A 26,453-nucleotide genomic window follows, 5' to 3' on the forward strand; every position below is an offset into this window, starting at 1 on the left:
ACCCCTTGATATGGCACAAGCGGTTAAAGCTAGGCCGAACTGAGTACACCAGCTTCAGCCATCAGTGCCGTCAACCCGCTCTTCTTCCTGCTGCGCGTACACCAGCAGCGGCTCACTTTCCCCTGCAATGACCGAGGCATCAATAACCACCTTGCTGACACCTTCCAGAGAAGGAATTTCATACATGGTGTCCAGCAATACCGATTCGAGGATCGAGCGCAACCCACGAGCTCCCGTCTTGCGCTCCATCGCCTTGATGGCTACGGCACGCAAGGCATCTTCACGAAACTCAAGGGTGACATCTTCCATCTCGAACAACTTGGCATACTGCTTGACCAGGGAGTTCTTGGGCTCGGTCAGAATTTGCACCAAGGCGTCTTCACTTAACTCCGTCAAGGTCGCAATCACCGGCAAGCGTCCGACAAACTCAGGAATCAGGCCAAACTTGACCAAATCGTCCGGCTCGACATCGGCCAACAGCTCTCCCACACCCCGCGATGATTCCTTGCTTTTCACGCTGGCATTGAAACCGATCCCGCCTTTCTCAGCGCGGTCCCGAATTACTTTTTCCAGCCCGGCAAAGGCACCGCCGACAATGAACAAAATTTTGCCGGTATGAACCTGGACAAATTCCTGCTGCGGGTGCTTTCGGCCACCTTGTGGCGGAACGGAGGCGGTCGTGCCTTCGATAAGCTTGAGAAGCGCTTGCTGCACCCCTTCCCCGGATACGTCACGAGTAATGGAGGGGTTATCTGACTTACGTGAAATCTTGTCGATTTCATCGATATAGACGATACCGCGCTCAGCCTTTTCGACGTCGTAGTCGCACTTCTGCAACAGCTTCTGAATGATATTTTCGACGTCTTCGCCGACATACCCGGCTTCCGTCAGGGTAGTGGCATCGGCAATGGTAAACGGCACATTCAGCAAACGTGCCATTGTTTCCGCCAATAACGTCTTGCCGCTACCCGTGGGGCCGATCAAGAGAATATTGGACTTACCAAGCTCGACATCACTCTCTTTGACACCGCTGCGCAGTCGTTTGTAGTGATTGTAGACCGCCACGGACAGCACCATCTTGGCGCGGTCCTGGCCGATCACGTAATCGTCCAGCGTATGACGTATCTCGCGAGGTGTAGGCAGACGCTCTTCATCGCTCTCGGCATCGGCTTCGAGAACTTCCTCGCGAATGATGTCATTACACAAGTCGACACACTCATCGCAGATATACACGGACGGGCCTGCAATTAGCTTGCGTACTTCGTTCTGGTTCTTGCCGCAGAACGAGCAATACAGCAGCTTGCCGCCTTCGTCCTTGCCTTTGCCGTCGGCCATTCGCGTACCTCTGTCACTGCGGTGGCTTGTGCCACCGAAAAAGCTGGTTGGAAAAGCGGAGTTTCCTCACGCTATCAGGATGTGGGTCGCTTATCCAGTACCGCATCTATCAAACCATATTCTCTGGCTTGTTCCGCGCTCATGAAATTGTCGCGATCCGTGTCACGTGACACAGTCTCGATGTCCTGGCCGGTATGGTGAGCCAGGATCTGGTTCAGGCGATCACGAATGCCCAGAATTTCGCGGGTATGAATTTCGATATCCGATGCCTGACCTTGATAACCGCCCAAGGGCTGATGAATCATCATGCGTGAATTCGACAGACAGAAGCGCTTCTCTGGGGCACCACCCGCCAGTAATAATGCACCCATACTGGCCGCCTGACCGATACAAACCGTGGAAACGTCGGGCTTGATGAACTGCATGGTATCGTAAATGGCCATACCTGCAGTCACGCCCCCACCCGGCGAGTTAATATACAAGTGAATGTCTTTATCCGGGTTTTCCGATTCCAGGAAAAGCAGCTGTGCCACGATCAGGTTAGCCATGTAGTCTTCTACCGGCCCAACAAGAAAGATCACCCGCTCTTTGAGCAGACGTGAATAAATATCGTAGGCTCTTTCACCTCGGGCGCTTTGCTCGACCACCATGGGCACTAGGCCACCGGCATTTTGAATATCAAACTCACTCATTAAGTGATTCCTTGCGTCCGATAAGGGGAAGGCGCACCCACGAGGTTTTAACCTTCTGAGTGCGGCCGTCTCGTTGCAGCTGGATCAGGCGCTGGCTTGCTCGTCGTCCTCAACAGCTTCCTCGTCCTGCTCGGCTTGCTGCTGTGCCGCCGCCAAGGCCTGCTGATAAGACATTTCAACATCCTTGAGGCTGGCTTGCTCAAGCAGTTTATCAACGGCTTTTTCTTCAAGAATAGCGGATTTGACCTGCGTTTTTAGCTGGTCGTTATTCATGTAGTAACTGACCACTTGCTCGGGATCCTGATACTGCTCGGCGAGCTCCTCGACCTTGGCCTTGATGGCCTCATCGCCAGCATCGAGTTCGTTGAGCTTGATCACTTCGGCCAGCAACAAACCTACTTGAACGCGCCCTTTAGCCTGCTCTTCAAAAAGCTCATTCGGCAGTTGAGAAACGTCGAACTCTTCACCCAGACCAAACTGCTGGGCAGCCTGGCGCTTCATGCCGTCGACTTCTTGCTGTACCAGCGAGCTCGGAACCGGAATTTCGTTGGCTTTCTTCAGTGCCTCAAGCACTTGCTGCTTGACTCGGTTATCCACCGCCTGAGTGGCCTCACGGGTCATGTTCTTCTTGATTTCAGAGCGGAATTTTTCTTTATCACCATCATCCACGCCAAAACGCTGAATGAATTCTTGATCAATTTCCGGCAAGGCTTGCGTGCTGACCTTATGCACCTTGACCTTGAAGGTGGCTTCTTTACCTGCCAGTTGCTCTGCCTGATAATCTTCAGGGAAAGTCACGGTGATCTCTTTGTCATCACCCGGCTTGGCGCCGATCAACTGCTCTTCAAAGCCAGGGATGAAATTGCCCGACCCCAGCACCAGATCATGATTCTCGGCGCTACCGCCTTCGAACGGCTCATCGCCAATGAAGCCCTGGAAATCGATGGTAACCTGATCACCTTCTTGGGCGGCCTGATCCACCTCTTCCCAAGAAGCATTCTGCTTGCGCAGCGTTTCAATCATTTCATCGACATCCGCCTCGGTTACTTCCACTACCGGGCGCTCAACCTCGACACCTTCGATCGAGGCCAGTTCCACGACGGGATAGATCTCCATCGTAGCCACGAACTCAAGATCTTTGCCCGCTTCGTTAACATTTGCTTCGATTTGCGGATAGCCAGCGGGGTTCAATCCTTCGTCGGTAATGGCACGCACATAACGCTCACGCATCACTTCGCCCACGACTTCATTGCGCACGTCATGACCGTAACGCTGACGAACCACCGCCATCGGCACCCTACCTTGGCGGAAACCATTCAAGCGAACGTTTTTCGCAGTGTCTTTCAAGCGGGTGTTGACGGCTTCATCGATTTCAGCTGCCGGAACCTGGACAGTGATACGGCGTTCAATCTGGGAGGTCGTCTCGACGGAAACTTGCATGAATTGTCCTCTACCGGCTGGCGTTATGTTAATTGCATTGAATAAGCTCAAGAGAGCAATTTTAAGAAGCTTGACGCATGCTGGCAAGCGCCATACTCGCAAGATGGGGGCAATATGCGTTATTTCAAGGGAAGATCAACACCAATTACTCAGACTATTACTCCGCGCGATCAGGATATAGAAATCATGAAGGCGATGCACAGGCCATGCGTGAAATGACGCAAAGATACGATGCATTATACAGGAGACAAATTAGCGGAGATGAAGAACAAGAAGGGAGATGGCATAAATATTGAGCGTTCAAGGTAAATGGGGTGGATGATGGGGTTCGAACCCACGACCACCGGAGTCACAATCCGGGGCTCTACCGCTGAGCTACACCCACCATTACCTGAAGCTTTGTCGAGCATCTGTAAAAATCCTGCTTGCAACATGGGGTGGATGATGGGGTTCGAACCCACGACCACCGGAGTCACAATCCGGGGCTCTACCGCTGAGCTACACCCACCATTGCAATGATTTTCACGTCTATAGCGATCTTTCTTTAATTCATCTATCAAGCGAGGTAATCGCTTAAAAGATTTATTCAGTTGCTGAGCTGCGGCTTGAAACCGGTGAGCTACCAATGAACAATCATTGATGGCGCGCCCAGCAGGAATCGAACCTGCAACCTACGGCTTAGAAGGCCGTTGCTCTATCCGGTTGAGCTATGGGCGCACTTGATGGTGATGAGCACCTGACCACAACCGAAACTTTCAGAAAACGCTTATCTATCGAATTTTCCGTCAGTAGTGGTCGGGATGGAGGGATTCGAACCCCCGACATCCTGCTCCCAAAGCAGGCGCGCTACCAGGCTGCGCTACATCCCGACATCTTCTTGCCTGAGCTCGTTACTCTTCTTGGCTCAGGCGAGGCATATATTACGGATTTCTCTTCTAGAGTCAAGCACCAAAACCGTAGCTATTTTTTGGATGCTTTGAGTTAAGGCCGTTGCATGCGAAAATTGCCCGCAGCATTCGGCTTCAAGACACCATGACCTGTCACGGGGAAAAGACTCAATGACCGCCCAGCTTATCGATGGCAAAGCCATTGCCGCCCAAGTCCGCCAACAGGTTGCAGAGAAAATACGCTCGCGCCGTATGGCAGGTGCCAGAACTCCTGGTTTGGCAGTGGTGCTTGTCGGCGGCGACCCAGCCTCCCAGGTATACGTCAACACCAAGCATCGCGCCTGCGAACAAGCCGGCATTCATTCCTTTCAGCACGCCCTGCCCGAGACGACGACTCAACACGAGCTTGAGGCGCTGATTGACCAACTCAATGCCGACCCCGCCGTAGACGGCATTCTGGTACAGCTACCCCTGCCGCAACATCTCGAGGCAAGCTCGATTCTCGAGCGCATATTGCCCCACAAGGATGTCGATGGGTTCCATCCATACAACTTGGGCCGCCTGGCTCAACGGATGCCCGTCTTGCGCCCCTGCACCCCCAAGGGCATCATGACCCTCCTTGAAAAAAGCGATATTGCCGTGCGCGGCCTGGATGCCACGGTAGTCGGCGCCTCGAATATTGTCGGCCGCCCCATGGCACTGGAGTTAATGCTAGCCGGCTGCACCACGACTGTATGTCATCGTTTCACGCGCAACCTCGAAGCTCATGTCGCTCGCGCAGACCTGGTGGTGGTTGCCGTAGGCAAGCCCGGAATTGTCAAAGGCGAATGGATCAAGCCGGGGGCTATCGTCATCGATGTGGGCATCAATCGCTGCGAAGACGGCTCACTCAAAGGGGACCTGGATTTCGAACAGGCCTCCCGGCGCGCTGGATTCATTACGCCGGTACCCGGCGGCGTAGGCCCCATGACGGTGGCGACACTGCTGGAAAATACCTTATACGCGGCAAAAGACCACGATACCATGCAACAAGGCTAAGCTGTGATTTTGCGGCCTGCGAAGGGGCCGCCCACACTGACGGAGAATTCCGATGACCGATAAACAGATGAATGTGGAAAGCTTCAACCTGGACCACACCAAGGTCAAGGCGCCCTATGTGCGCCTTGCCGGCGTCAAAGCCGGCCAGCATGGTGACGAGATTTACAAATACGACATGCGCATTTGTCAGCCCAACAAGGCCCACATGGACATGCCCGCCCTGCATTCCCTGGAGCATTTGCTTGCCGAGCTGTCTCGCAACCATACCGATAAGGTGGTGGATATCAGCCCGATGGGCTGCCAGACCGGTTTCTACGTCTCTTTGATCAACCACGACGACTACGATGACGCTCTCAATCTGCTGGAAAAGACATTGAACGATGTCCTTGAGGCGGAAGAGGTTCCGGCATGCAACGAAATGCAGTGTGGCTGGGCCGCAAGCCACAGCCTGGAAGGCGCCAAAGAGATTGCTCGCGGGTTTCTCGCCGGGCGTAATGAATGGAAAAACGTTTTTGCCTGAGGGCAACTACCTTACGAGGGAGAGAAAGGTGAAACGTATTGGCATCATTGGCGCCATGGCGCAGGAAGTCGAACAACTCGCCCGTCAGCTGGAAAATTCGCAGAGCTATGAACATGCCGGCCTAATCTTTCATGTCGGCACACGCCATGGCCTGGAGGTGGTGATACTGCAATCGGGTATCGGTAAAGTCAACGCCGCGGTCGCCACTGCGCTTCTTCTGGAACGCCATAGCCCTGATGCCATCATCAATACCGGCTCAGCCGGGGGGTTCGCCACCGACCTTGAGATTGGTGACATCATCATCTCGAGTGAAGTACGCCACCATGATGTGGATGCCGTGGTCTTCGGCTATGAAATCGGTCAGGTGCCCGGTATGCCTGCCGCTTATCCGGCGGATTCAGACTTGATAAACGTGGCCAGAAGCGCCATCGATATCCTGGGCGAAGTACAGGTGCGCGAGGGTTTGATTGCTACCGGCGACGCTTTCATGGCTGACCCGGCTCGAGTCGAGGCCACACGCGCCCAGTTCCCCGATATGCTCGCCGTTGAAATGGAAGCTGCCGCCATCGCGCAAACCTGCTTTCTGTTCGGCTGCCCTTTCGTAGTGATTCGAGCACTTTCCGATATTCCGGGAGACGGCGATAACCACCTTTCTTTCGAGCAGTTCCTGAGCGTTGCTGCCGATCATTCCTCTCGCATGGTGGATGTGATGTTGCAGCGCCTGGCATCCTGAGACCTTCTCTGCATAACCGACGGTTCTTCTGGCACCGGTTTTTCAGATAGCATCTAGAAATAGTATCCAGAAAAAGGGATGAGACATGATCTCATCCCTTTTTGACGGGTTACACATGCCTTTGTTTTGTTACGCCTTCAATTTCCAAGGCAATGCCTGGCCCGCCTGCAACGGCACGATGCGTTGACCTTCGGCATACATATAGCTCTCAGGCAACGTCCAGCTTTCCCGCCTCAACACCACTTGCTGAGTATTGCGTGGCAAGCCATAAAAATCCGGGCCGTGATGACTGGCGAACCCTTCGAGTTTATCCAGCGCATCAGCCTGTTCAAATGCCATGGCATACAACTCGAGCGCTGCAGGTGCCGTATAGGCCCCCGCACAGCCACAGCTCGCCTCCTTGTCACCCTGCGCATGAGGTGCACTGTCGGTTCCCAGAAAAAACTTGCTGCTTCCCGATGCAATGGCTGCCAACAGTGCCTGCCGATGCTGCTCACGCTTGAGAATGGGTAGACAGTAATAATGCGGACGAATCCCGCCTACCAGCATGTGATTGCGGTTGAATAACAGGTGATGCGCCGTGATAGTGGCAGCGACATTGGCGGGAGCCTCGCTCACAAATTCAGCCGCCTGACGGGTAGTGATATGTTCGAAGACCACCTTGAGCGTGGGGTGACGCTCCATCAACGGCTTCATGACCCGCTCGATGAAGACAGCTTCTCGATCAAAGATATCAATATCGGCATCCGTCACCTCACCATGCACCAACAGCGGTAAGCCCAGGCGCGCCATGGTGGCAATCGCCGCATCGCAATGGCGCAGGTCCGTCACTCCCGACGCTGAATTGGTGGTGGCTCCTGCCGGATACAGCTTGACTGCATGCACGTGGGGACTCGCCACCGCTCGCTCGATCTCTTCTGGGGTGGTGGTATCGGTGAGGTAAAGCGTCATCAAGGGTTCAAATTCGGCACCTGCGGGCAATGCCTCTAAGATCCGCTGGCGATACGCCATTGCCTGGTCGGTGGTGGTGACCGGAGGTTTGAGATTGGGCATGATAATGGCTCGCCCCATCTGAGCAGCCGTGTGCCCCACTACCGAAGCCAAGGCCGCGTCATCTCGAAGGTGTAAATGCCAATCGTCCGGGCGCGTCAAAGTAATCGAGTCCACATGAGATCCTGTGCTGAAGGTAAATAAGTCCGCCAGTATAACCAATCTCCCGGCAGGATAAATCAAGTGAGCGCAGCCGCCGACAAGGGAGTGTCAATTGACGTATCATGCCGCTGCAAATGTCATCACAGGAAAATGAGAACTATGCCCAAGGTGCGCCGCTTTGCCGACCTGGCCGCAATTATCGAAGGGTTGATCTGGCTTTGTCTTGCCTGGTCGATAAGCTTTTCCGTTACCCGGGGCAGTCCCGAGCTTTCACTTGCCGCCATGTCGATAGTGGGCGCGCTTATTCTGGTCAGCTGGGCACATCGCCCATTACGTTTATTGCTGCGCCGTTACCATGTGCGCAAGCGACGCACGGATATGTGGATGCATATCCTCGCCCTTCCCTTACTTTTAACCTTGTTTTTACATGTGTTGCTCGAAGTGTTACTAGGGAACACCTGGGTGCCGCCGAAAATATTGCTGTTCAATATATTAGCCACCGCAGGCTGGCTGGTATTTGTGGTGACATTGTTTATCAAGTTCATTATCAATGAATTGAAGCCAACCAGTAGGTAACGACAATCATGCTTGCCGCTTTACCTCTTCCCCTGTCTACACCTAGCCGCAACCTGGTCAGGCTTACCATTGTACGCGGTATTACCTGGACCGGCTTTCTCGTTGCCATCATTGTGGGCGTCGAATTACTGGCATTTGATTTACACGTAACCGCAGTGGTAAGCGTGGTTATCGCCATGGGGCTTCTCAATATGCTCACCTGGTGGCGCCTCGGCCGACCCAAGGCAGTCACGCACGCGGAATACCTGGCTCACTTGCTAGCTGACATCATCGGCCTATCCTTGGTTTTTTACTTTACCGGCGGCTCCACCAATCCGTTCATCACTTATTACCTGGTTCCTATCACTATTGCGGCGGCTACGCTCCCCTGGCGCCACGCCTGGATCATCGCGGCCACGGCAATGGCCGCCTATACGTTTCTCATGTTCCACTACCAACCAATTCCGCAACTGGCCCATATCCATACCGAGACACGCTTGAGTCTGCATATACTCGGCATGTGGATCAATTTCGGCCTTTCAGCAGGGCTGGTGACCTTTTTTATCTACAAGATGGCACATGCCTTGCGCAACCGCGACCAGGCGCTCTCACGGACTCGTGAAGCCGCCTTGCGTAACGAGCAGGTGCTTGCCGTCGCCACGCAGGCCGCAGGCACCGCTCACGAACTAGGCACACCGCTTTCCACCATGGCGGTCCTGCTCAATGAAATGCAGCATGAGGCCGAGAAAAACTCTGTGCTGGACCAGGATATTTCGTTGCTGCGCCAGCAAGTGGATATTTGTAAATCGCGCTTGCAACACTTGGTCGCCCAAGCCGATCGTCGCACGATGGCGGAACCGGAAGTGCTGGATGCGGAATATTGGCTGGCAGCCGTGGTTCAACGCTGGCTGGTGTTGCGCCCCGATGTCAGTCATCGTTTTGAAATAGCCGAGCATCGAGGACGCCCTTGGGTGGCAGTCGACACGACCCTAGACCAGGCATTAACCAATTTGCTCAACAATGCCGCCGATGCCAACCCAGACAGTATCTTCATTCGCCTGGACTGGAATGAGAGTAAAGTGGTCATTGATATTCGGGACCACGGGCCAGGTGTGGCCATGTCTATAGCTGATCAGCTCGGAGAAACCTTCATTTCCACGAAAAGCAAAGGCATGGGCATCGGGCTATTCCTTACCCATGCCACTATCAATCGCCTTGGGGGCGGGGTCAGCTTATATAACCACCCCGAGGGCGGCACCTTGACGGAAGTCACGCTTCCACGCCTAACCCGGAACTGAACGTATTCAAGTGCCATCATTGACGAGGATGCTATGCACACCCCAGAACCACGCCTGTTAATCATCGATGACGATGAAATGTTCTGCCATGTTCTTAGCCGTGCATTGACCCGTCGTGGCTACCAAGTCTTGATCGCCAACGATGCGGAACAGGCACTTGCCTTGGCAAGCCAACACAACCCGGTAATGGCCACCTTGGACCTCAAGCTGGAACATAGCTCCGGCTTGAAATTATTGCCGGAATTACTCGAAGTGGTACCCCACTGTCGGATTGTCGTACTCACCGGTTATTCCAGCATTGCCACCGCCGTGGAAGCCATCAAGCTCGGCGCTGTGAATTACCTGTGCAAACCGGCTGATGCCGAGGATGTGTTGGCTGCTTTCGAGCGTGAAAGCGGGGACCCCAACGCCGAAGTAGCGGAAAATCCGCCATCGATCAATCGCATCACTTGGGAACATATCCAGAAAGTGTTGCAGGAACACGATGGCAACATTTCCGCTACTGCACGTGCGCTAGGAATGCACCGGCGCACACTGCAACGTAAATTACAGAAGCGCCCTGTGCGAAGATAGCCGGATTACTGGGCGGTCCACCCCAAGTCGATGTTCCAGCTGGAGCCGGTGACTGCTCCAGCGGCATCCGACGCCAGGAAAGCCACCATTCCCGCCACTTCAGAGGGTTCGATCAAGCGCTTGACCGCTGCATTCTTGAGCATGATTTTTTCGATGACCTCCTGCTCCTCCATGCCATTGAGCTTTGCCTGATCGGCGATCTGGTTATCCACCAGCGGTGTCTTGACGTACGCCGGACAGATGGCATTGGCGGTAATGCCCTGCTCTCCGCCTTCCAGAGCGGCAGTCTTGGTCAAACCGATAATACCGTGCTTGGCGCTAATGTAAGCGGCTTTGCCCGGCGATGCGACTTGCGCATGTACCGAGGCAATATTGATGACCCGGCCCCAACCGCATTCACGCATATTGGGCCATACCGCCTGAGTCAGCAGGAAAGGAGCGGTCAGCATCAAGTCAATGATTTGCCGCCACTTATCTTCCGGAAATTCTTCGATGGATGAGACGTGTTGGATACCGGCATTGTTGACCAGAATATCCACTCCACCAAAGCGCTTATTGGCCTCAGCGACAGCGGCACGACAGGCCTCGGGGTCGGTCAGATCGGCTTGGAAAAAAGCAGCGCCGGCAGCTTGCGCCACCGCCTCTCCCGCCGGGTTAAAATCAACCGCGAGCACCTGATAGCCCAGCTCACAGAAATGCTTGACGACTGCTTCTCCGATACCGCTGGTGGTACCGGTAACCAGCGCTACTCGTGGTATGGCCGAGGTGGTTGTATTTGTCATGCGATTTTCCCTTTATCAGACTGAGTGATCAGCAATCATTTGTGATTCGCCTTGTGACTTACCTTGGCACCATTCAGCTATTTCGCAAAGGTACCCGTAAAGAAATTCCGGTAACACTGGCATCACGCAGGCGGCTCCATTAAACGACTCATCATTGACTGAGCCAGCCGTGCAGCTTCTTCCATGGTTTCCAGAGCCCCAAGGTCCTCAAGAATACAACGTTTCCACAGGCAATGATGAGCTCCCAGCGTTTCTTGGTGCAATCGATACGTTCCCGAAGGCAGCGTAATACTCAGATTTTTTTCATACAGCGTTGCTTGCCCATCGACAGGCAACGCAACCAGCCACAACGCTGTCGGCGTAATCAAGGCACCCACCAGCAACCCTTGGTCCAACTGTTGAAAACACAGGGCATCCACACCCAGTCGCGGATTAAAACAGGCTGCCTGCTTGAGCGCCTTGAAATGTTTATCCCGGTACTCGGTAGCCAGCTTCGCCAGGCGACGATAATCATCCTGCGTCAACACTTATCTTGCTCTCCTATCTGTTTCATTCAACTTGATATAGCTTTTTCATGGCCAAGGTAGCTTCTGGCTATTAGCCAAGAGCATGATGCTCCGGCAAAATGGCATCATAAGGTAAATGTGTTTAGCCCTTAGCCCTTTATTCACTGACTTTTGCGAGAAGATGCCATGTTTGTAGTGATTTTTGGGCGTATGTCCTGCCCTTTCTGTGTACGTGCCAAACAATTAGCCGAACGACTGGAACGTGAGGAAACTATCCAAGGCTACCGGTATGTGGATATGCCGACAGAGGGTGTCACCAAAGCAGATATTGAAAAAACCGCTGGCAAGCCGATTCACACTGTTCCCCAGATTTTCGTCGACCAAACTCATATTGGTGGTTTCACCGAATTCGCTCAGTACGTGCGCGAACAAGGACTGTTGCCTTCTGCCTGACTTTCTGACGTTTTCCTGCGTTGAACGCAGTTGTCTTTTCCTTGCCTATACTGACCTCGTCTTATCAAGGCTTGTGACAACCAGAGCAAATGCGCGTGTCTGGAGACGAGGAAAACGCTATGCAACGCGACGAGTTCGTCCAGCAACTTTGGCTGGATTACGTTCATGCCCACCCGGACATCAGCTCGTTGAGCTTATTTTCACTGCCGGTGCCCGCTGAATACTTCACCTTGCTCACACTGAATCATGGTCTTTTTTCCAGCGGTGCCTTGCTCACCAATTTAGCTCACTTGGGCTACCGGCCTGTCAGCAAATATGCCATGGCTGACCGCGGCTTGTTAGTCCACCTGCTTTCACCCCCGGACTCGGGAAGTTGGTTGGTTCTTGCCGAATTACAAATTGGCACTTTATCCCGAAAGCCTCGACAGCAACTGGAAAACTTGGTCAGCCAGGCTCACCCGGAAGATTGTAGGGGGCAGAATTTACTATCGCGTGGGCGCCCATGGCCAATGCCCAGCTGGGAAACGTATCAATCGCTTTATCAAGCTCACCCTCTGGCCGGCTGGCTTGCCGTCATGGGGCCTCGCCTGCATCATGCAGGTTTTAACTGCGAAACTTGGGGAGCAACGTTACCGGAGCTAGACCAGCAGCTGGTACAAGCGGGACTGAAGGGCAATGCGGATCGACATAACGGTATTTTTCCGATTTCACCGCTACTTGATTATCGTTTTTACCCCACCACAGCCCAACGTTTGCCATTTTCTGATGGCGATGAACACCGCGTATCTCTTGGTGGTTTGGCGTTGGCAGAAAAACGGACGGGAAATGCTCACGGAAGAGTGGCGGAACTCCTGTTTCCTCATCACACGCGTTGTGAGCTAGCCTAGCCACCGCCCCTTTCGGGGCGGTGGTAAAAGCGTGTGCCGTTTTTTTTTCAGACAACTTCCTCGAAAGTCATTTCTGGCACATGAGCAGGCACAATGAGCTTACCTGCGGTCTTCTCGACTATCTCTTCGACACTTACCCCGGGGGCGCGCTCTTTTAAAATAAACGAGCCATCCTTGATTTCTAGATAAGCTAGATCAGTCAATACGCGATTGATACAACCGGCACCGGTCAATGGCAGGTTACAACTTTCCAGCAATTTGGACTCACCGTGCTTGGAAGCATGCGTCATGGTGCAGATAATATTTTCTGCACCCGCCACGAGATCCATTGCACCTCCCATGCCCTTGATGAGCTTGCCGGGCACCATCCAAGAGGCGATATTACCGTTCTGATCAACTTCAAAGGCGCCTAACACCGTCAAATCGACGTGTCCTCCTCGGATCATGGCAAAGGATTCAGCCGACGAGAAAATCGCTGCCCCAGGGCGTGCAGTAACCGTTTGCTTGCCGGCATTGATCATATCCGGATCCAGCTCATCTTCCGTTGGAAAACGCCCCATGCCCAACAGACCGTTTTCCGATTGCAACATGACATCAATGCCATCGGGAATATAGTTAGCCACTAAAGTAGGAATACCTATACCCAAGTTGACGTAAAACCCATCTTCCAGTTCACGTGCGACGCGCTGAGCCATTTGTTCACGTGTCAAAGCCATGATGATTACCTCTTGTTCTAACAGAAACTTGAAATGCCATTAGGCGTAAACAGAGCAGTTCAGCTGCGCACGGTGCGCTTCTCGATGCGCTTTTCAAATGATCCTTGGATAATCCGGTCAACATAGATACCCGGCGTATGGATCTGGCTGGGCTCCAGCTCGCCAGGTTCGACGATTTCTTCGACTTCAACAACGGTAATCCGGCCTGCTGTCGCGGCCATGGGATTGAAATTTTGTGCCGTATGGCGATACACCACATTCCCGTAACGATCGGCTTTCCAGCCTTTCACAATGGCAAAATCCCCCGTCATGGCTTCTTCAAGGATATGCGGGCGTCCATTGAATTCACGGACTTCCTTGCCTTCTCCGATAGGAGTGCCATAACCGGTAGCGGTATAAAAAGCGGGGATACCCGCGCCGCCAGCACGCATCTTTTCAGCCAAGGTGCCTTGAGGCGTCAGGATCACTTCGATTTCATCGTTGAGCATCTGCTGCTCGAACAAGGCATTTTCACCGACATAAGAGGCGAAAATCTTACGAATCTGACGATCCTCCAGCAGTAGGCCCAAACCAAAACCGTCGACCCCACAATTGTTGGAAACCACCGTTAGATCCTTGACACGGCGTCGCTTGATCTCGGCAATCAGATTTTCAGGAATACCGCACAGACCAAAGCCACCGGCAATGATCGTCATGCCGTCTTCAATGCCTTCCATTGCCTGTTCGTAGGAAAATACTCGCTTATCGAATCCGGCCATTTTTATGCCTCACGTTGTTTTTCAGATGGAACAAGGAACCCTACTACTGTACTGCCAGTGTTGGGTCTGGCAATATATTTGTTAAGTTTGTTTTTCTTATTAATTTATTTATTTTTTAAATTTTCTATTTTCTGTCTTTCGGAGGCTCAGTGACCGTCAAACAGCTTCGTGCCTTTCTGGCTGTCGCCCAGACCTTGAGCTTCACTCAGGCCTGCGAACGGCTCCACCTCTCGCAGCCTGCCCTCAGCCTTACCATCAAAGGGCTCGAAGAAACATTGGGTGGCAAACTGCTTTTACGTAGTACACGTAGTGTCCGCCTTACGCCTGAAGGAGAATCTCTGCTTCCCTTGGCCAAGCACTTGTTAGCGCAGTGGGATAATGCAGAAGACCTGCTGCGCCAGCGTTTCACACTTCAACTAGGCAGGTTAAGCGTAGCCGCCATGCCGGCTTTTGCGTGTAACCTATTGCCCACCGCTCTGGTCGCTTTCCGTCAACGCTATCCCAAAATCAACATCACCGTGCATGATGTAATCAACGAGGAAGTCACCGAAATGGTGCGGTCACGCCAGGTTGAAATGGGAATCGCCTTTTCTCCGGAAGGGGTGGGAAGCTTATCGTTCACTCCTCTGTTCAAGGATCAGTTTGTTGCTGTCGTTCCCTTGAATTCCCCTTTGGCCAACTACCCCGCCTTAGAGTGGTCAATGTTACTTGAAGAGGATTTCATTACCCTGCAGCGCCCTTCGATGCTACGGCGCTTACTGGAACAACAGCTGGAAAAACGTCAGATCAACCTTCCTGTGGCGTTTGAAAGCCATCAGCTTTCTACGGTGGGACGCATGGTTGCGGAAGGACTGGGTGTAAGTGCCGTGCCCTCCATGTGCATTCGCCAGATGCATGATTTAGGAGCACGCTGCATACCGCTTACCGCACCGAGTATTGCCTGCATTGTCGGAATTCTGACGCACGACGAACTTTCCGTTGCGGCCCAAGCATTGAGAGAAGTGTTACGAGAAACCGTTCAGGCACCTACTCTGACCCTTTTGTCCTAGCACCTCATTTCTTGTCATTACCTTTCAGTCACTGGGAAGCATAGGCAATATCCTTTAGCATTGTAGCCAGCTAGGGATGAGAGAAAACGCTTTGGTGACGATAAAAAGTAAGGGAATTGTCATGCCCATTCTCAAGGGGCTGGTCAGCATACTATTGCTGACAATCAACACGCTATTCTGGGGCGTACCTCTTATCGTGTTGACACTGTTGAAAATTATCGTCCCGAGCCGCGCCATGAAACGCCGGCTCCTTGTGAATCTCGATCGCGTCGCACTTAACTGGATTGGTTTTAATCTTTGGTGGATGCGTCACTGGCTCAAGCCAAACCTGAAAGCCACGTTTCCCGATGATTTGAGCTCTCAACAATGGTGGCTGGTATTATCCAACCATCGTAGCTGGATCGATATTTTCATGCTGCTGATGGTGCTTCATCGGCGTATTCCCATGCCGCGTTTTTTTATAAAGCGTCAGCTGATCTGGATTCCTGTAGTGGGTCTGGCCTTTTGGGCACTGGAGTTTCCTTTCATGCGGCGTTATAGCCGCGAGCATCTTCAGAGGAATCCACATTTAGCGGATCTTGACCGTGAAGCGACTCGTCGCATGTGTAATCGCGCTCAGGAGATGCCCATCGCGATTTTTAACTTTGTGGAAGGAACACGCTTCACACCTACCAAACGTGATGCTCAGCAGAGCCCTTATCGTCACCTGCTGCGCCCCAAGGCAGGCGGTGTGGCACAAGTACTCAATCTGCTTGGCGACACTTTGGATGGCATATTGGATGTGACGATTAGCTACCGAAACCCCTCACCCAGTTTCTGGAAATTTTTATGTGGCCAAGAGGCTCCCGTCACCCTTCATGCACGACGGCTTGAAGTGCCTTCGTGGATGAAAGAAGCGGACTATCACCAAGAATCGCAGCATAAGGAACGCTTTCATTCATGGCTCAATGCACTCTGGCAAGAAAAAGATGCCATGCTGGATGGGCAGATCGATCACGACTGAGCGCTCCCTTTATCGGTGTACTTATTGTCATCGCTCTACTTTCTGGCTGCGCAAGTACGTCTGAGACACCTCAGCGCGTGTCGGTTTCATCGTCTAACAACCTTGCCGGTAATAACATTTCCGGAAATTGGGTTGTTGTTCGGCGTGGCGATACGCTGGGCAAACTGGCCTCCCGCGCCAATGTGCCTCTTGAACGATTGCAGCGTTTCAATCCAGGGGTCGATTCACACCGCTTGACCGTCGGCCAACGCTTGTTGATGCCTACGCAACAAGAACGCGCACCCTCGGGCGGTCCTTACCGCTATCAAGTTCGCCCCGGCGATACCTATTCGGCTATTGCACGACATTTCGCCACCACGCCAGCCCGCATTCAGCAAGCCAACTCAGGTATCTCACCGACACAACTGCGTATTGGGCAAGTGATAAGCGTGCCCTTGAGAGGCACATCGACAATCACTGCATCCTCAGGTTCACGAACGACACCCAGCCAGCGTAATACAACCAGCCCAACCCCAGCGGCATCCATCAATATGGATTTACCTGCCTCGGCAAGACAATGGGCTTGGCCCCTAAACGATTATCGGATTGTTCGACGCTTCGGCCCCGACAGCCGTGGCACTCTGCAACCCATGTTGCTGGCCACCGAGGCAGGCGCCAAAGCGCTCGCGGTTGCACCCGGCGAAGTGCGCTTTGCCAGCACCATGCGCCAACTCGGGCAGGTGGTGATCGTGCATCATGACAATAATCTGCAAAGCGTCTATGCGTTATGTGACAAGCTTTTAGTAAAGGAGAGCACTACGGTATCGCGTGGCGATCCGTTGTGTGAGGTAGGGCAGAGCGTGACTTCTCAGCGCTATGACCTCCTGTTTGATTTACGCCAGGCGGGGAAACCGATCGACCCACGCCAAGTCTTGAAATAGACGCTGCTTTCCCCTGCTTGGTGCAATAGCCTCACAGGGGAAATGCGACAAATGTTTCAGCCGCGGTAATACCCAGGTGCAACGAAAGGGGTTTTTGCCACTGTCATTGGTAACAGCTTGCCTCTGACACCGGCAAAAACTTGGGTGCTGGGTTCGGCTAATTCAACACTCACGTACCCCATGGCAATTGGTTTAGCTACCGTTGGCCCGAAACCACCGGAGGTAACCACACCTACGGTGTGTCCACCCTGATCGAACAGCTCCGCACCTTCGCGTACCGGCGCTTTGCCATCGGCAATCAAGCCAACACGCTTTCGAGTATGATCCTTGGCATCCACCTGATGCAGCACTAGATCAGCACCGGGAAAACCACCGGCGCGCGCTCCACCATGACGACGCACCTTGCCAATCGCCCATATCAATCCGGCTTCAACAGGGGTGGTATTGGCATCCATGTCATGTCCGTAAAGGCACAGTCCCGCTTCCAGGCGCAGCGAATCTCTGGCACCCAAGCCAATCGCCTCCACTTCAGGCTCATTCAACAAATGCTTGGCCAAGGCTTCGCAATCTTCAGCGGCTACAGAAATTTCAAAGCCATCCTCTCCCGTGTAACCACTGCGGCTGATCCATACTTCGCTACCGTCAATCTCGAAACGCCCATGCTGCATGAAGATCAGCTCACAGGCTTCTGGACATAAACGCTGCATGACCTCAGAAGCTTGTGGGCCTTGTAACGCGAGCAACCCCCGATCAAGCACTGTGATTTCATGGGTTTCGCCCAGGTTAGTGCGCAAATGAGCTACATCCTGATCTTTACAAGCGGCATTGACCACCAGATAAAAATGATCGCCGGCATTTACGCACATCAAGTCGTCAAGTATTCCTCCTTCAGTGCTGATGAATAGCCCATAACGCTGCGCTCCCACTTCAAGGCCTACCAAGTCCGAAGGAATCAGAGTTTCCAGCGCCTGCGCTGCATTGTCGCCAGAGAACTTGATTTGCCCCATGTGCGACACATCGAAAAGCCCGCAAGCCTTGCGTGTATGTTCATGCTCCTTCTTCACCCCCATGGGGTATTGCACCGGCATTTCATAGCCTGCAAAGGGCACCATCCGAGCTCCCAACGACTCATGTAGTGCATGCAGTGGGGTACGCTTGAGATTGTTCATGTCTGCTTCCTACCTTTGCCATTGGTAATTTATTTCATAACGATATTGATACACAAAAAGAGAGAAGGCCCAACAAAGGCCTTCTCACTCTATACTACCGGCGCATCACTCATGCCATCATTGGGTTCATGCCTGATCGTGGTCCAGCTCTTCACCCGGCAGCACCTCTTTTCCATCAAAGTAATCTTTGGTCAACTTGAACACCACCGGCGACAGCAGAGCCAGAGCAATCAGGTTAGGTATGGCCATCATGGCATTGAACGTGTCCGCCATCAGCCAGATAAAGCCCAGCTGGGCTATTGCGCCAAGCGGGATCGCGAGTACGAACAGCACGCGATAGACCATGATGGAGCGTACTCCAAACAGGAACTGGCAGCATTTTTCGCCGTAAAACGACCATCCCAAGATAGTGGTAAAGGCGAATACTGCCAGCGCTATCGAGACAATTTGATTACCGAAACCAGGCAACGCCGCATCGAAAGACAAGGCCGTCAACGAAGCCCCCGCTTCTCCTCCAATCCATACAGTGGAAGTGAGAATGACCAGGGCGGTGATGGTGCACACAACGATGGTATCGATAAACGTACCCAGCATCGCAATCAACCCTTGGCGTACCGGATTCTTGGTTTGGGCCGCTGCGTGAGCAATCGGGGCACTACCAAGCCCAGCTTCGTTGGAAAATATTCCACGGGCGACACCAAAACGAATCGCCGCCATGACCGCCGCCCCCGCAAAACCACCTGCAGCAGCCATCGGGTTGAAGGCATAATAGAAAATCAAGCCAAAGGCTTCACCTATCTGATCAGCGTTAACCACCAATACCGCCAATCCCGCCACAATATAGGCAATGCCCATAATCGGGACCAACTTGCCGGCCACTTTGGCTATACGCTTGATCCCCCCGAGGATTACCGCCCCGGCGAGCACCATGATGGTGATGCCTGTCAGCCAATGAGGAATACCAAAAGTGGAGTCCAAAGCATCCGCTACTGAGTTGGACTGAACGGTATTACCAATACCAAAAGCGGCAACGGCGCCGAAGAAAGCAAATGCTCCTCCTAGCCACAGCCATTTTTTTCCAAGGCCGTTCTTGATATAGAACATCGGGCCGCCAATATGGTAGCCGAGGCTATCAGTTTCCCGATAGCGCACCGCCAGTACAGCTTCGGCAAACTTGGTAGCCATGCCCACCAACGCCGTAATCCACATCCAGAACACGGCTCCAGGGCCACCCAACGCGATAGCCGTTGCCACCCCGGCAATGTTGCCGGTACCAATCGTTGCGGACAACGCCGTCATCAATGCGTTGAATGGAGAAATTTCCCCTTCAGCCTCAGCTTTTTTGGCAGCCGCTGTCTTCGGCGTACGACCCTGCCACATAAGCTTGAAGCCCATACCAAGCTTTCTGATGGGGATTAGTTTCAAACCCAACTGCAGGTAGAGGCCGACGCCCAGCAGCAATATCAGCATCAATGGCCCCCACACCACACCATTGATTGCTTCGAAAATGCTAATTAATGCATCCACCTGGTTCTCCTTGATATTGTCTTATTTGTGTTGACTCAATAACCCTAGCTATGGCTAATGCTTATCTACATCAGTCCCATCGTGGCCTAGCAAAAACCCAGCACGATTGGCATGTTTTACACCATTTTCCTGGCATACTTCCATGCTTTGTTAGGTATGAACCATAAAATCATGATCTATTTTTTCATTTCTTGGTTTTTTTGCGCTCCGCGACTCACTGCCCTGTTTCTTTACCATGACGAAGCTGCTTGAAAACTTGTTTCCGATAGGAAACTCGTTACCATACATCAACATCTCGCCAGGTTTGATGCTTGCTGACTTTGTGGCAAGCAAAGCTGGCATGATGCTTCTCGACAATTATTTTCCTGGGGAAGAACCGTAGCCCGGACGTGGAGAAGGTTCGCCAAACGGCGCTGTTGACGCTAGTATTCACCGCCCGGAAAATCGTTTCATATAGGAAATTAAAATGAGCAACGTTCCTGCTAATTTACAGTATGCAAAAAGCCATGAATGGGTTCTTGACAACCAGGATGGCACCGTCACGGTCGGCATCACCGATCATGCTCAAGAGGCTTTGGGCGATGTGGTATTCGTGGAGCTACCCGATGTCGGGCGTACGCTTGCAAAAGGCGATGAGTTTGGTGTGATTGAGTCAGTCAAGGCTGCTTCCGACCTTTACTCTCCTGTCCAAGGAGAAGTCATCGAGGTCAATGAGGCCTTGGAGGATTCTCCGGAAATCGTCAATGAAGCGCCGTACGAGGCTGGCTGGATCATGAAGGTTCGTCTTGATGAAGCCTCTATTGAGGACTTGCTGGATGCACAAGCATATCAAGCGACTATCAACACTCAAGCCTGATACGTAACCCGTTTTTCATTAACGAGCCTTCTTGTTTTTCAACTCGATTGCGCTGTCGTGCCTACACGCCTGGAATTCTCTTATGTCTTTTGATCAACGCCGCTTGGCCGAACTGGCCGACCACGACGCCTTCCTCAAGCGCCATAACGGGCCTAACGCAGATGATACCGCTGCAATGCTCGGCACATTAGGCATGAAGAGCATGGCTAGTCTGATAGAGCAGACAATCCCCTCGGACATACGCCTGGGGCGTGAACTGGCATTGGATGAACCACGTAGCGAAGCCGAAGCGCTCGACTATTTGGCACGTCTTGCCCGGCAAAATCGAGTCGTAAAAAATCACATAGGTCAAGGCTACTACGGCACCCACCTGCCTGCCGTCATTCAACGTAATGTGCTGGAAAATCCCGGTTGGTATACGGCTTATACACCGTACCAGCCGGAAATTTCTCAAGGACGACTTGAAGGACTGCTCAACTTCCAGCAAGTCATCATGGATCTGACTGGCATGGACCTGGCCAACGCATCCCTGTTGGATGAGGCTACGGCAGCAGCGGAAGCGATGGCGCTGTGCAAGAGAGCCAACAAGAAAAGCCGTTCATCTGCGTTTTTCGTGGCCGAGAATGTTTTCCCCCAAACCCTGGATGTAGTCAAAACCCGCGCAGAGTTCTTTGGCTTCTCGATTATTGTTGGCCCGGCTGAAGCACTTGTCGATCACGATGTATTTGGCGCGCTACTCCAATATCCAGGCAATTCCGGGGAAATCGGCGACCTGGCGCCCTTACTGAAAAAAGCCACCGATAACCACATCATGACCTGCGTGGCCGCTGATCTTCTCAGCTTAGTGATATTGAAGGAGCCGGGTGCCTTGGGGGCGGATATCGTCGTGGGTAACTCGCAGCGCTTCGGCGTTCCCATGGGCTTCGGTGGTCCACATGCAGCATTCTTTGCCACTTCGGACAAGCTCAAACGTTCAATCCCGGGTCGCATAATTGGCGTCTCCAAGGATAGTCGCGGAAAAACTGCACTACGCATGGCAATGCAAACACGCGAACAACATATCCGGCGTGAAAAAGCTACTTCCAATATCTGCACCGCCCAAGCCCTTCTAGCCAATATAGCCGGGTTCTATGCCACCTATCATGGGGCTGAAGGGCTCAAGAAAATTGCTCATCGCACGCATCGACTTACCACGATCCTGGCGGAAGGCCTCAAGCAAAGCGGTATTGAACTGGCTCACGACAGCTGGTTTGACACATTGCGTTTGACTGCGGTGGATTCAGGCAAGATTCATGGGCGCGCAATGACGCATGAGATCAACCTGCGTTATTTCGATAATGGAGACGTAGGTATCAGTCTGGATGAAACCACCACCGCACACGACGTTACCATGCTGTTCGAGGTGGTACTCGGCGATGAGCACACACTGTCGGTCGCGGTACTCGACGATGCCGTCATGGCTCAAGGAACCAGCGGGATTCCCGAAGCCTGTCGGCGTGAAAGTCAATTTCTGACTCACCCGACCTTCCAGCGCTACCATAGCGAAACGGAAATGCTGCGTTATTTGAAGCGTCTGGAAAACAAGGACCTGTCATTAGCTCACGCTATGATTCCGCTGGGTTCCTGCACGATGAAACTCAACGCTACCAGCGAGATGATTCCCATCTCATGGCCGGCGTTTTCCCAACTTCATCCTTTCGCTCCGCGTGATCAGGTGGCCGGCTATCAACAGATGATTGATGAGTTGGCAGCTTTCTTAACCGAAATTACAGGTTATGACCACATTTCCATGCAACCCAATTCTGGTGCCCAGGGCGAGTACGCTGGTTTGGTTGCCATCCGTCGTTACCAGGCAGCTCAAGGAGAAGCACACCGCAATGTGTGTCTGATTCCCAGTTCAGCCCATGGTACCAACCCAGCCTCCGCCGCCATGGTACAGATGGAAGTCGTCGTGGTTGAATGCGATCAGGACGGCAATATCGACTTGAATGACTTACGCAACAAAGCGGAAAAACACAGCGAGTCCCTTTCCGCCATCATGCTGACTTATCCCTCCACTCATGGTGTGTTCGAAAGCAGTGTGCGAGAAGCGTGCAGTATCGTGCATAAGCATGGAGGCCAAGTGTATATCGATGGCGCCAACATGAATGCTCAGGTCGGTTTGTCACGCCCAGGTGATTTTGGAGGCGATGTATCACATCTGAACTTGCATAAGACATTCTGTATACCGCATGGCGGTGGCGGCCCCGGCATGGGCCCTATCGGTGTTAAGGCTCATCTGGCGCCATTTGTGTCTAACCATGTCGTGACCCCAATAGAAGGAGTTAATCCAGATAGCGGCGCTGTTTCAGCGACGGCATTTGGTAGCGCCTCGATTCTGCCAATCTCATGGGCTTATATCAAAATGATGGGGGCCCGAGGACTCAGAGAAGCAACCGAACTTGCCATCTTGAATGCCAATTATGTCGCTAAACGGCTGGAGGAATATTACCCAGTCCTTTATAAAGGCGATAATGGCACGGTTGCACATGAGTGCATTATTGATATTCGTCCTCTTAAAGCCACCTCAGGCATCAGCGAAGAAGATATTGCCAAGCGCTTGATGGATTATGGTTTTCATGCTCCCACGATGTCATTCCCCGTGCCCGGCACGCTGATGATCGAGCCAACCGAGTCGGAATCTCGCTACGAAATTGATCGCTTCTGCAATGCCATGATCGCAATTCGCCAGGAAATTGAGTCAGTTGAAAATGGTCAATGGCCGGCAGACAATAATCCCTTGGTCAATGCCCCTCATACTCAGGCTGATCTTGTTGAAGAATGGAATCGGCCTTATTCACGCGAGCTGGGTGCATTCCCGTCAGAAGCCGTGAAGTTGGGCAAATATTGGCCTTCGGTTAATCGTGTAGATAATGTTTTTGGGGATAGGCAGCTTATATGCTCGTGCCCAAGCATTGAAGAATATCGCAGTTAACCTTAACAAGACCCACTTATTTTCAATAAGGTAAGTGGGTCAGTTTACTGCGTTCTTTGCTCCCTAAAACCTTTCAATAATTTTTCGTAGCGTTTAGGCAGAACCGAATCACGGCGTTGCAATACGTGCAACACCTCATTTGTTGTTTTGTTAAATGTGAGTTCCTTAACCTGCCTCTGCCATGGTGAAGTTTCGAGAACCAGCCGTGAAACTACGGTAAAACCTAGCCCTCGCGCAACTGCATCCAGCACCATGCTTACCTCATTGGTAAACCCTTGATGCCTGAAATGCGTCATGGAGCGAAACTCGCCAGGATAGTTTTCTTTCAAGAAGTTACTGGCTTGGTTAATGCCATCATAGTAATTGATGAAGCCAAGTCCCATCAGGTCACTCAACGTACTTCCTGTAAAATCAGCCGGGGCCACCAAGCACAACGGCTCTTGATGCCATACGCTACATTTCAATTCAGGATGCTTTACAGGCTCAGTTACAATTCCTACATCATAGCGCCCTTCCAATAGATCGTTAACAATCTCATGGTTAAATGCAAAGCTATAATTAACCGTCAGATTCGGATGCATTTGTTGCTGGCCGAGTATATAAGGGTAGAACATAAGCCCGACACTTCCTGGCGAAGCAATACGACACTCGCCGCTATCCAAGGAGTCATCATCCAAACCATGACGAAATTGTTCGTGCTCTGAAAATAGCTTGAGTGCATAGTCGTAAGCCCTCCGACCAGGTTCTGTCAGAGTAAAGCTTCTTCCTTGCCGTTCCAGCAGCACTTTCCCCAAGTAACTTTCCAGTTTACGGATATGCTGGCTCACACCAGGTTGCGTCATATCCAACCGGCGGGCCGTACGAGTGAAGCTACCGGTTTCCACTAGCGTGATATAAGTACGAAAATACTGTGCATTGAACATAAACTGTGCCAACTCATCTATACCTAATTTGCCTTATTCAGCATTCTATCAGCTAGCCTCCAACATCACAGCGCTGCACTGACGCATAGAGCGTGATAGCATGATAGAAAGTCAAAATCTCACTGTCCACGAGCATCCCAATGTTAAATTCTCAAGGTGTTGACACCATTTCCAGCATCATTTCCCCGGAAGGAAGCTTGGAAGTTCTTTCTCAGCATGAAGTAAATCGCCTGCATCGTACTTCCAAAAGCGGCTTACACGACCTATTGCGACGTTGTGCACTCGCAGTACTTAATTGTGGGAACCCGACAGATGACAGCCTTGAGATACTTGAAACTTACAAAGATTTTGATATTGAAGTATTGCAACAAGACCGGGGCATTCGTTTAAAAATCACTAATGCGCCGGCTGAAGCCTTTGTCGATGGACGCATGATTCGCGGCATACGTGAACATCTATCTGCGGTCATTCGAGATATTGTTTATGTATATAACGAAATCCAGCACCATAAACGCTTCGACCTTTCGACCGCTGAAGGCACCACAAATGCTGTTTTTCATATTTTACGTAAAGCTGGAACATTAAAACCAGGGCGTGACCCGAGCCTGGTCGTTTGCTGGGGAGGTCATTCAATTTCTCGGGAAGAGTATGAATACACCAAAGATGTGGGCTATCACTTAGGATTACGCGATCTAGACATTTGTACAGGCTGCGGGCCAGGTGCCATGAAAGGACCGATGAAAGGTGCCAACGTAGCGCATGCAAAACAAAGGCGCCGTGATGGACGTTATTTGGGCGTATCAGAACCAGGCATTATCGCTGCTGAAGCCCCAAACCCCATTGTAAACGAGCTTGTCGTAATGCCAGATATAGAAAAGAGGCTCGAGGCATTTGTGCGTCTAGGGCATGGCATTGTTGTATTTCCAGGGGGTGTAGGAACTGCTGAGGAAATTCTTTATCTTTTAGGTATTTTATTACACCCAGACAATCATGAGATGCAACTTCCCCTCATATTCACTGGCCCTAAAAGCTCAGAGGAGTATTTTCATAGAATCGATGAATTCCTTGTTTATACTTTGGGAGAAAAAGTAAGAAAGCACTACACAATTATAACGGGCGACCCTACCCAAGTAGCCCGATTGATGCGCAAAGGAATTGATGAAGTAACAGATTTTCGACGAACTCACCAAGACGCTTTTTATTACAACTGGCGCCTGACCATAGCACGAGACTTTCAATCTACCTTTGAACCCACGCACGCAGCTATGGAGGCATTAGCGCTCCACAGAAATCAACCGACCCATGAACTAGCCGCCAATTTGAGGCGAGCTTTTTCGGGTATCGTAGCAGGCAATGTCAAAGAACAAGGCATTCGGGCCATTGATAAATACGGCCCGTTCAAGTTGACAGCTGAACCGGAATTAATGCGACGACTAGACGTTCTACTAAGCTCTTTTGTTGTTCAAGGCCGAATGAAGTTAGCCGGTCAGGATTATGTACCCTGTTATATACTGAATTAAGGCCTTCTGAAGCCGCTGAGCTTGGCGGCTTTATTTTAGCGTGCGGGCCGAGAGGCTGGGCCTGTTTTCCGGGCAAAAAAAATCCCCCGGGGCGATTAGCCTCGGGGGATTTTTTTGGGATAGGTGCCTGACGATGACCTACTCTCGCATGGGGAGACCCCACACTACCATCGGCGCGGAACGGTTT

General features: G+C 52.1%; 26 protein-coding genes and 4 tRNA genes. 15 read left to right on the forward strand and 15 right to left on the reverse strand.

Annotated features, from left to right (window positions below; all coding sequences use genetic code 11):
- Positions 1–54 precede the first annotated feature (54 nt).
- From clpX to tig, 3 genes are all read right to left on the reverse strand, one after another.
- Complete coding sequence (gene clpX / locus DU506_RS03270; RefSeq protein ID WP_114485524.1) at positions 55–1,335, reverse strand: ATP-dependent Clp protease ATP-binding subunit ClpX; 1,281 nt, start codon at positions 1,333–1,335, stop codon at positions 55–57.
- Between the two features lie 74 nt (positions 1,336–1,409).
- Complete coding sequence (clpP, locus tag DU506_RS03275) at positions 1,410–2,027, reverse strand: ATP-dependent Clp endopeptidase proteolytic subunit ClpP (protein ID WP_114485525.1); 618 nt, start codon at positions 2,025–2,027, stop codon at positions 1,410–1,412.
- Positions 2,028–2,111: 84 nt separating this feature from the next.
- Positions 2,112–3,467: a trigger factor gene (tig, locus tag DU506_RS03280; RefSeq protein ID WP_114485526.1), complete on the reverse strand. Its 1,356-nt coding sequence runs from the start codon at positions 3,465–3,467 to the stop codon at positions 2,112–2,114.
- Between the two features lie 77 nt (positions 3,468–3,544).
- Here tig and DU506_RS21425 point away from each other — a divergent pair, with 77 nt between their 5' ends.
- Positions 3,545–3,763: a hypothetical protein gene (locus DU506_RS21425; protein ID WP_147273732.1), complete on the forward strand. Its 219-nt coding sequence runs from the start codon at positions 3,545–3,547 to the stop codon at positions 3,761–3,763.
- A 14-nt stretch (positions 3,764–3,777) separates the two neighbouring features.
- On the opposite strand, the gene DU506_RS03285 is transcribed toward DU506_RS21425, so the two are convergent.
- The 4 genes from DU506_RS03285 to DU506_RS03300 all read right to left on the reverse strand — a co-directional run bounded on the left by DU506_RS03285 (position 3,778) and on the right by DU506_RS03300 (position 4,336).
- Positions 3,778–3,852: transfer RNA gene (locus DU506_RS03285), tRNA-His, on the reverse strand.
- Positions 3,853–3,900: 48 nt separating this feature from the next.
- Positions 3,901–3,975, reverse strand: a tRNA-His gene (locus tag DU506_RS03290).
- Positions 3,976–4,107: 132 nt separating this feature from the next.
- Positions 4,108–4,184: transfer RNA gene (locus DU506_RS03295), tRNA-Arg, on the reverse strand.
- Positions 4,185–4,259: 75 nt separating this feature from the next.
- A tRNA-Pro gene (locus DU506_RS03300) sits at positions 4,260–4,336 on the reverse strand.
- A 189-nt stretch (positions 4,337–4,525) separates the two neighbouring features.
- Here DU506_RS03300 and folD point away from each other — a divergent pair.
- From folD to mtnN, 3 genes are read left to right on the forward strand one after another with little or no spacing between them, the layout of a single operon-like run.
- Entirely contained in the window at positions 4,526–5,392 is an 867-nt protein-coding gene (gene folD, locus DU506_RS03305; protein WP_114485527.1) for a bifunctional methylenetetrahydrofolate dehydrogenase/methenyltetrahydrofolate cyclohydrolase FolD, read from the forward strand.
- A gap of 52 nt (positions 5,393–5,444) precedes the next feature.
- The gene (locus DU506_RS03310; RefSeq protein ID WP_114485528.1) at positions 5,445–5,912 is read left to right on the forward strand and encodes an S-ribosylhomocysteine lyase; all 468 of its coding nucleotides are present in this window, start codon (positions 5,445–5,447) and stop codon (positions 5,910–5,912) included.
- A gap of 28 nt (positions 5,913–5,940) precedes the next feature.
- Positions 5,941–6,645 (forward strand): 5'-methylthioadenosine/S-adenosylhomocysteine nucleosidase, encoded by a 705-nt coding sequence (gene mtnN, locus DU506_RS03315; protein ID WP_114485529.1) that lies wholly within the window; start codon positions 5,941–5,943, stop codon positions 6,643–6,645.
- Positions 6,646–6,774: 129 nt separating this feature from the next.
- Here the strand turns inward: mtnN and pyrC are convergent, their stop codons facing one another.
- Positions 6,775–7,812: a dihydroorotase gene (pyrC, locus tag DU506_RS03320; RefSeq protein WP_114485530.1), complete on the reverse strand. Its 1,038-nt coding sequence runs from the start codon at positions 7,810–7,812 to the stop codon at positions 6,775–6,777.
- A gap of 144 nt (positions 7,813–7,956) precedes the next feature.
- On the opposite strand from pyrC, the gene DU506_RS03325 reads away from it, so the two are divergent.
- The 3 genes from DU506_RS03325 to DU506_RS03335 are packed head-to-tail and all read left to right on the forward strand — an operon-like array spanning position 7,957 to position 10,223.
- Positions 7,957–8,373: a hypothetical protein gene (locus tag DU506_RS03325; protein WP_114485531.1), complete on the forward strand. Its 417-nt coding sequence runs from the start codon at positions 7,957–7,959 to the stop codon at positions 8,371–8,373.
- An 8-nt stretch (positions 8,374–8,381) separates the two neighbouring features.
- Positions 8,382–9,650: an ATP-binding protein gene (locus DU506_RS03330; RefSeq protein WP_114485532.1), complete on the forward strand. Its 1,269-nt coding sequence runs from the start codon at positions 8,382–8,384 to the stop codon at positions 9,648–9,650.
- Positions 9,651–9,683: 33 nt separating this feature from the next.
- The gene (locus tag DU506_RS03335; protein ID WP_114485533.1) at positions 9,684–10,223 is read left to right on the forward strand and encodes a response regulator transcription factor; all 540 of its coding nucleotides are present in this window, start codon (positions 9,684–9,686) and stop codon (positions 10,221–10,223) included.
- A gap of 5 nt (positions 10,224–10,228) precedes the next feature.
- Here the strand turns inward: DU506_RS03335 and DU506_RS03340 are convergent, their stop codons facing one another.
- Together DU506_RS03340 and hybE are read right to left on the reverse strand one after the other, a co-directional pair.
- A complete protein-coding gene (locus DU506_RS03340) occupies positions 10,229–11,005 on the reverse strand; it encodes a 3-hydroxybutyrate dehydrogenase (protein WP_114485534.1) in 777 nt (258 codons plus the stop codon).
- A gap of 122 nt (positions 11,006–11,127) precedes the next feature.
- Positions 11,128–11,532: a [NiFe]-hydrogenase assembly chaperone HybE gene (gene hybE, locus DU506_RS03345; protein ID WP_114485535.1), complete on the reverse strand. Its 405-nt coding sequence runs from the start codon at positions 11,530–11,532 to the stop codon at positions 11,128–11,130.
- Between the two features lie 165 nt (positions 11,533–11,697).
- Here hybE and DU506_RS03350 point away from each other — a divergent pair, with 165 nt between their 5' ends.
- Positions 11,698–11,964 carry a GrxA family glutaredoxin gene (locus DU506_RS03350; RefSeq protein WP_114485536.1) on the forward strand — a complete coding sequence of 89 codons (267 nt, stop codon included), beginning with the start codon at positions 11,698–11,700 and terminating at the stop codon, positions 11,962–11,964.
- Between the two features lie 119 nt (positions 11,965–12,083).
- The gene (locus DU506_RS03355; RefSeq protein WP_114485537.1) at positions 12,084–12,851 is read left to right on the forward strand and encodes a VOC family protein; all 768 of its coding nucleotides are present in this window, start codon (positions 12,084–12,086) and stop codon (positions 12,849–12,851) included.
- Positions 12,852–12,898: 47 nt separating this feature from the next.
- Here the strand turns inward: DU506_RS03355 and DU506_RS03360 are convergent, their stop codons facing one another.
- Both DU506_RS03360 and DU506_RS03365 read right to left on the reverse strand, forming a co-directional pair.
- The gene (locus DU506_RS03360) at positions 12,899–13,567 is read right to left on the reverse strand and encodes a CoA transferase subunit B (protein ID WP_114485538.1); all 669 of its coding nucleotides are present in this window, start codon (positions 13,565–13,567) and stop codon (positions 12,899–12,901) included.
- Between the two features lie 59 nt (positions 13,568–13,626).
- Complete coding sequence (locus tag DU506_RS03365; RefSeq protein WP_114485539.1) at positions 13,627–14,325, reverse strand: CoA transferase subunit A; 699 nt, start codon at positions 14,323–14,325, stop codon at positions 13,627–13,629.
- Positions 14,326–14,474: 149 nt separating this feature from the next.
- On the opposite strand from DU506_RS03365, the gene DU506_RS03370 reads away from it, so the two are divergent.
- From DU506_RS03370 to DU506_RS03380, 3 genes are all read left to right on the forward strand, one after another.
- A complete protein-coding gene (locus DU506_RS03370) occupies positions 14,475–15,374 on the forward strand; it encodes a LysR family transcriptional regulator (RefSeq protein WP_114485540.1) in 900 nt (299 codons plus the stop codon).
- Between the two features lie 121 nt (positions 15,375–15,495).
- Entirely contained in the window at positions 15,496–16,377 is an 882-nt protein-coding gene (locus DU506_RS03375) for an acyltransferase (RefSeq protein ID WP_114485541.1), read from the forward strand.
- Positions 16,378–16,454: 77 nt separating this feature from the next.
- Complete coding sequence (locus DU506_RS03380; RefSeq protein ID WP_235825419.1) at positions 16,455–17,297, forward strand: LysM peptidoglycan-binding domain-containing protein; 843 nt, start codon at positions 16,455–16,457, stop codon at positions 17,295–17,297.
- Positions 17,298–17,353: 56 nt separating this feature from the next.
- Here DU506_RS03380 and gcvT read toward each other — a convergent pair whose 3' ends face one another.
- A complete protein-coding gene (gcvT, locus tag DU506_RS03385; protein WP_114485543.1) occupies positions 17,354–18,466 on the reverse strand; it encodes a glycine cleavage system aminomethyltransferase GcvT in 1,113 nt (370 codons plus the stop codon).
- A gap of 126 nt (positions 18,467–18,592) precedes the next feature.
- Complete coding sequence (locus DU506_RS03390) at positions 18,593–19,936, reverse strand: alanine/glycine:cation symporter family protein (protein ID WP_415843639.1); 1,344 nt, start codon at positions 19,934–19,936, stop codon at positions 18,593–18,595.
- 523 nt (positions 19,937–20,459) lie between these two features.
- On the opposite strand from DU506_RS03390, the gene gcvH reads away from it, so the two are divergent.
- Complete coding sequence (gene gcvH / locus DU506_RS03400) at positions 20,460–20,849, forward strand: glycine cleavage system protein GcvH (RefSeq protein WP_114485546.1); 390 nt, start codon at positions 20,460–20,462, stop codon at positions 20,847–20,849.
- Positions 20,850–20,931: 82 nt separating this feature from the next.
- Positions 20,932–23,823, forward strand: coding sequence for an aminomethyl-transferring glycine dehydrogenase (gene gcvP, locus DU506_RS03405; protein WP_114485547.1), 2,892 nt, complete (start codon positions 20,932–20,934; stop codon positions 23,821–23,823).
- Positions 23,824–23,867: 44 nt separating this feature from the next.
- On the opposite strand, the gene DU506_RS03410 is transcribed toward gcvP, so the two are convergent.
- Positions 23,868–24,746: a LysR family transcriptional regulator gene (locus DU506_RS03410; protein WP_114485548.1), complete on the reverse strand. Its 879-nt coding sequence runs from the start codon at positions 24,744–24,746 to the stop codon at positions 23,868–23,870.
- 140 nt (positions 24,747–24,886) lie between these two features.
- Between DU506_RS03410 and ppnN the strand changes: the two genes are divergently transcribed.
- Entirely contained in the window at positions 24,887–26,266 is a 1,380-nt protein-coding gene (gene ppnN, locus DU506_RS03415) for a nucleotide 5'-monophosphate nucleosidase PpnN (protein WP_114485549.1), read from the forward strand.
- The last annotated feature ends 187 nt before the right edge of the window (positions 26,267–26,453 follow it).

Origin of the sequence: Vreelandella rituensis (genome assembly GCF_003336665.1) — a bacterium.
Classification (GTDB): Bacteria; Pseudomonadota; Gammaproteobacteria; order Pseudomonadales; family Halomonadaceae; genus Vreelandella; species Vreelandella rituensis.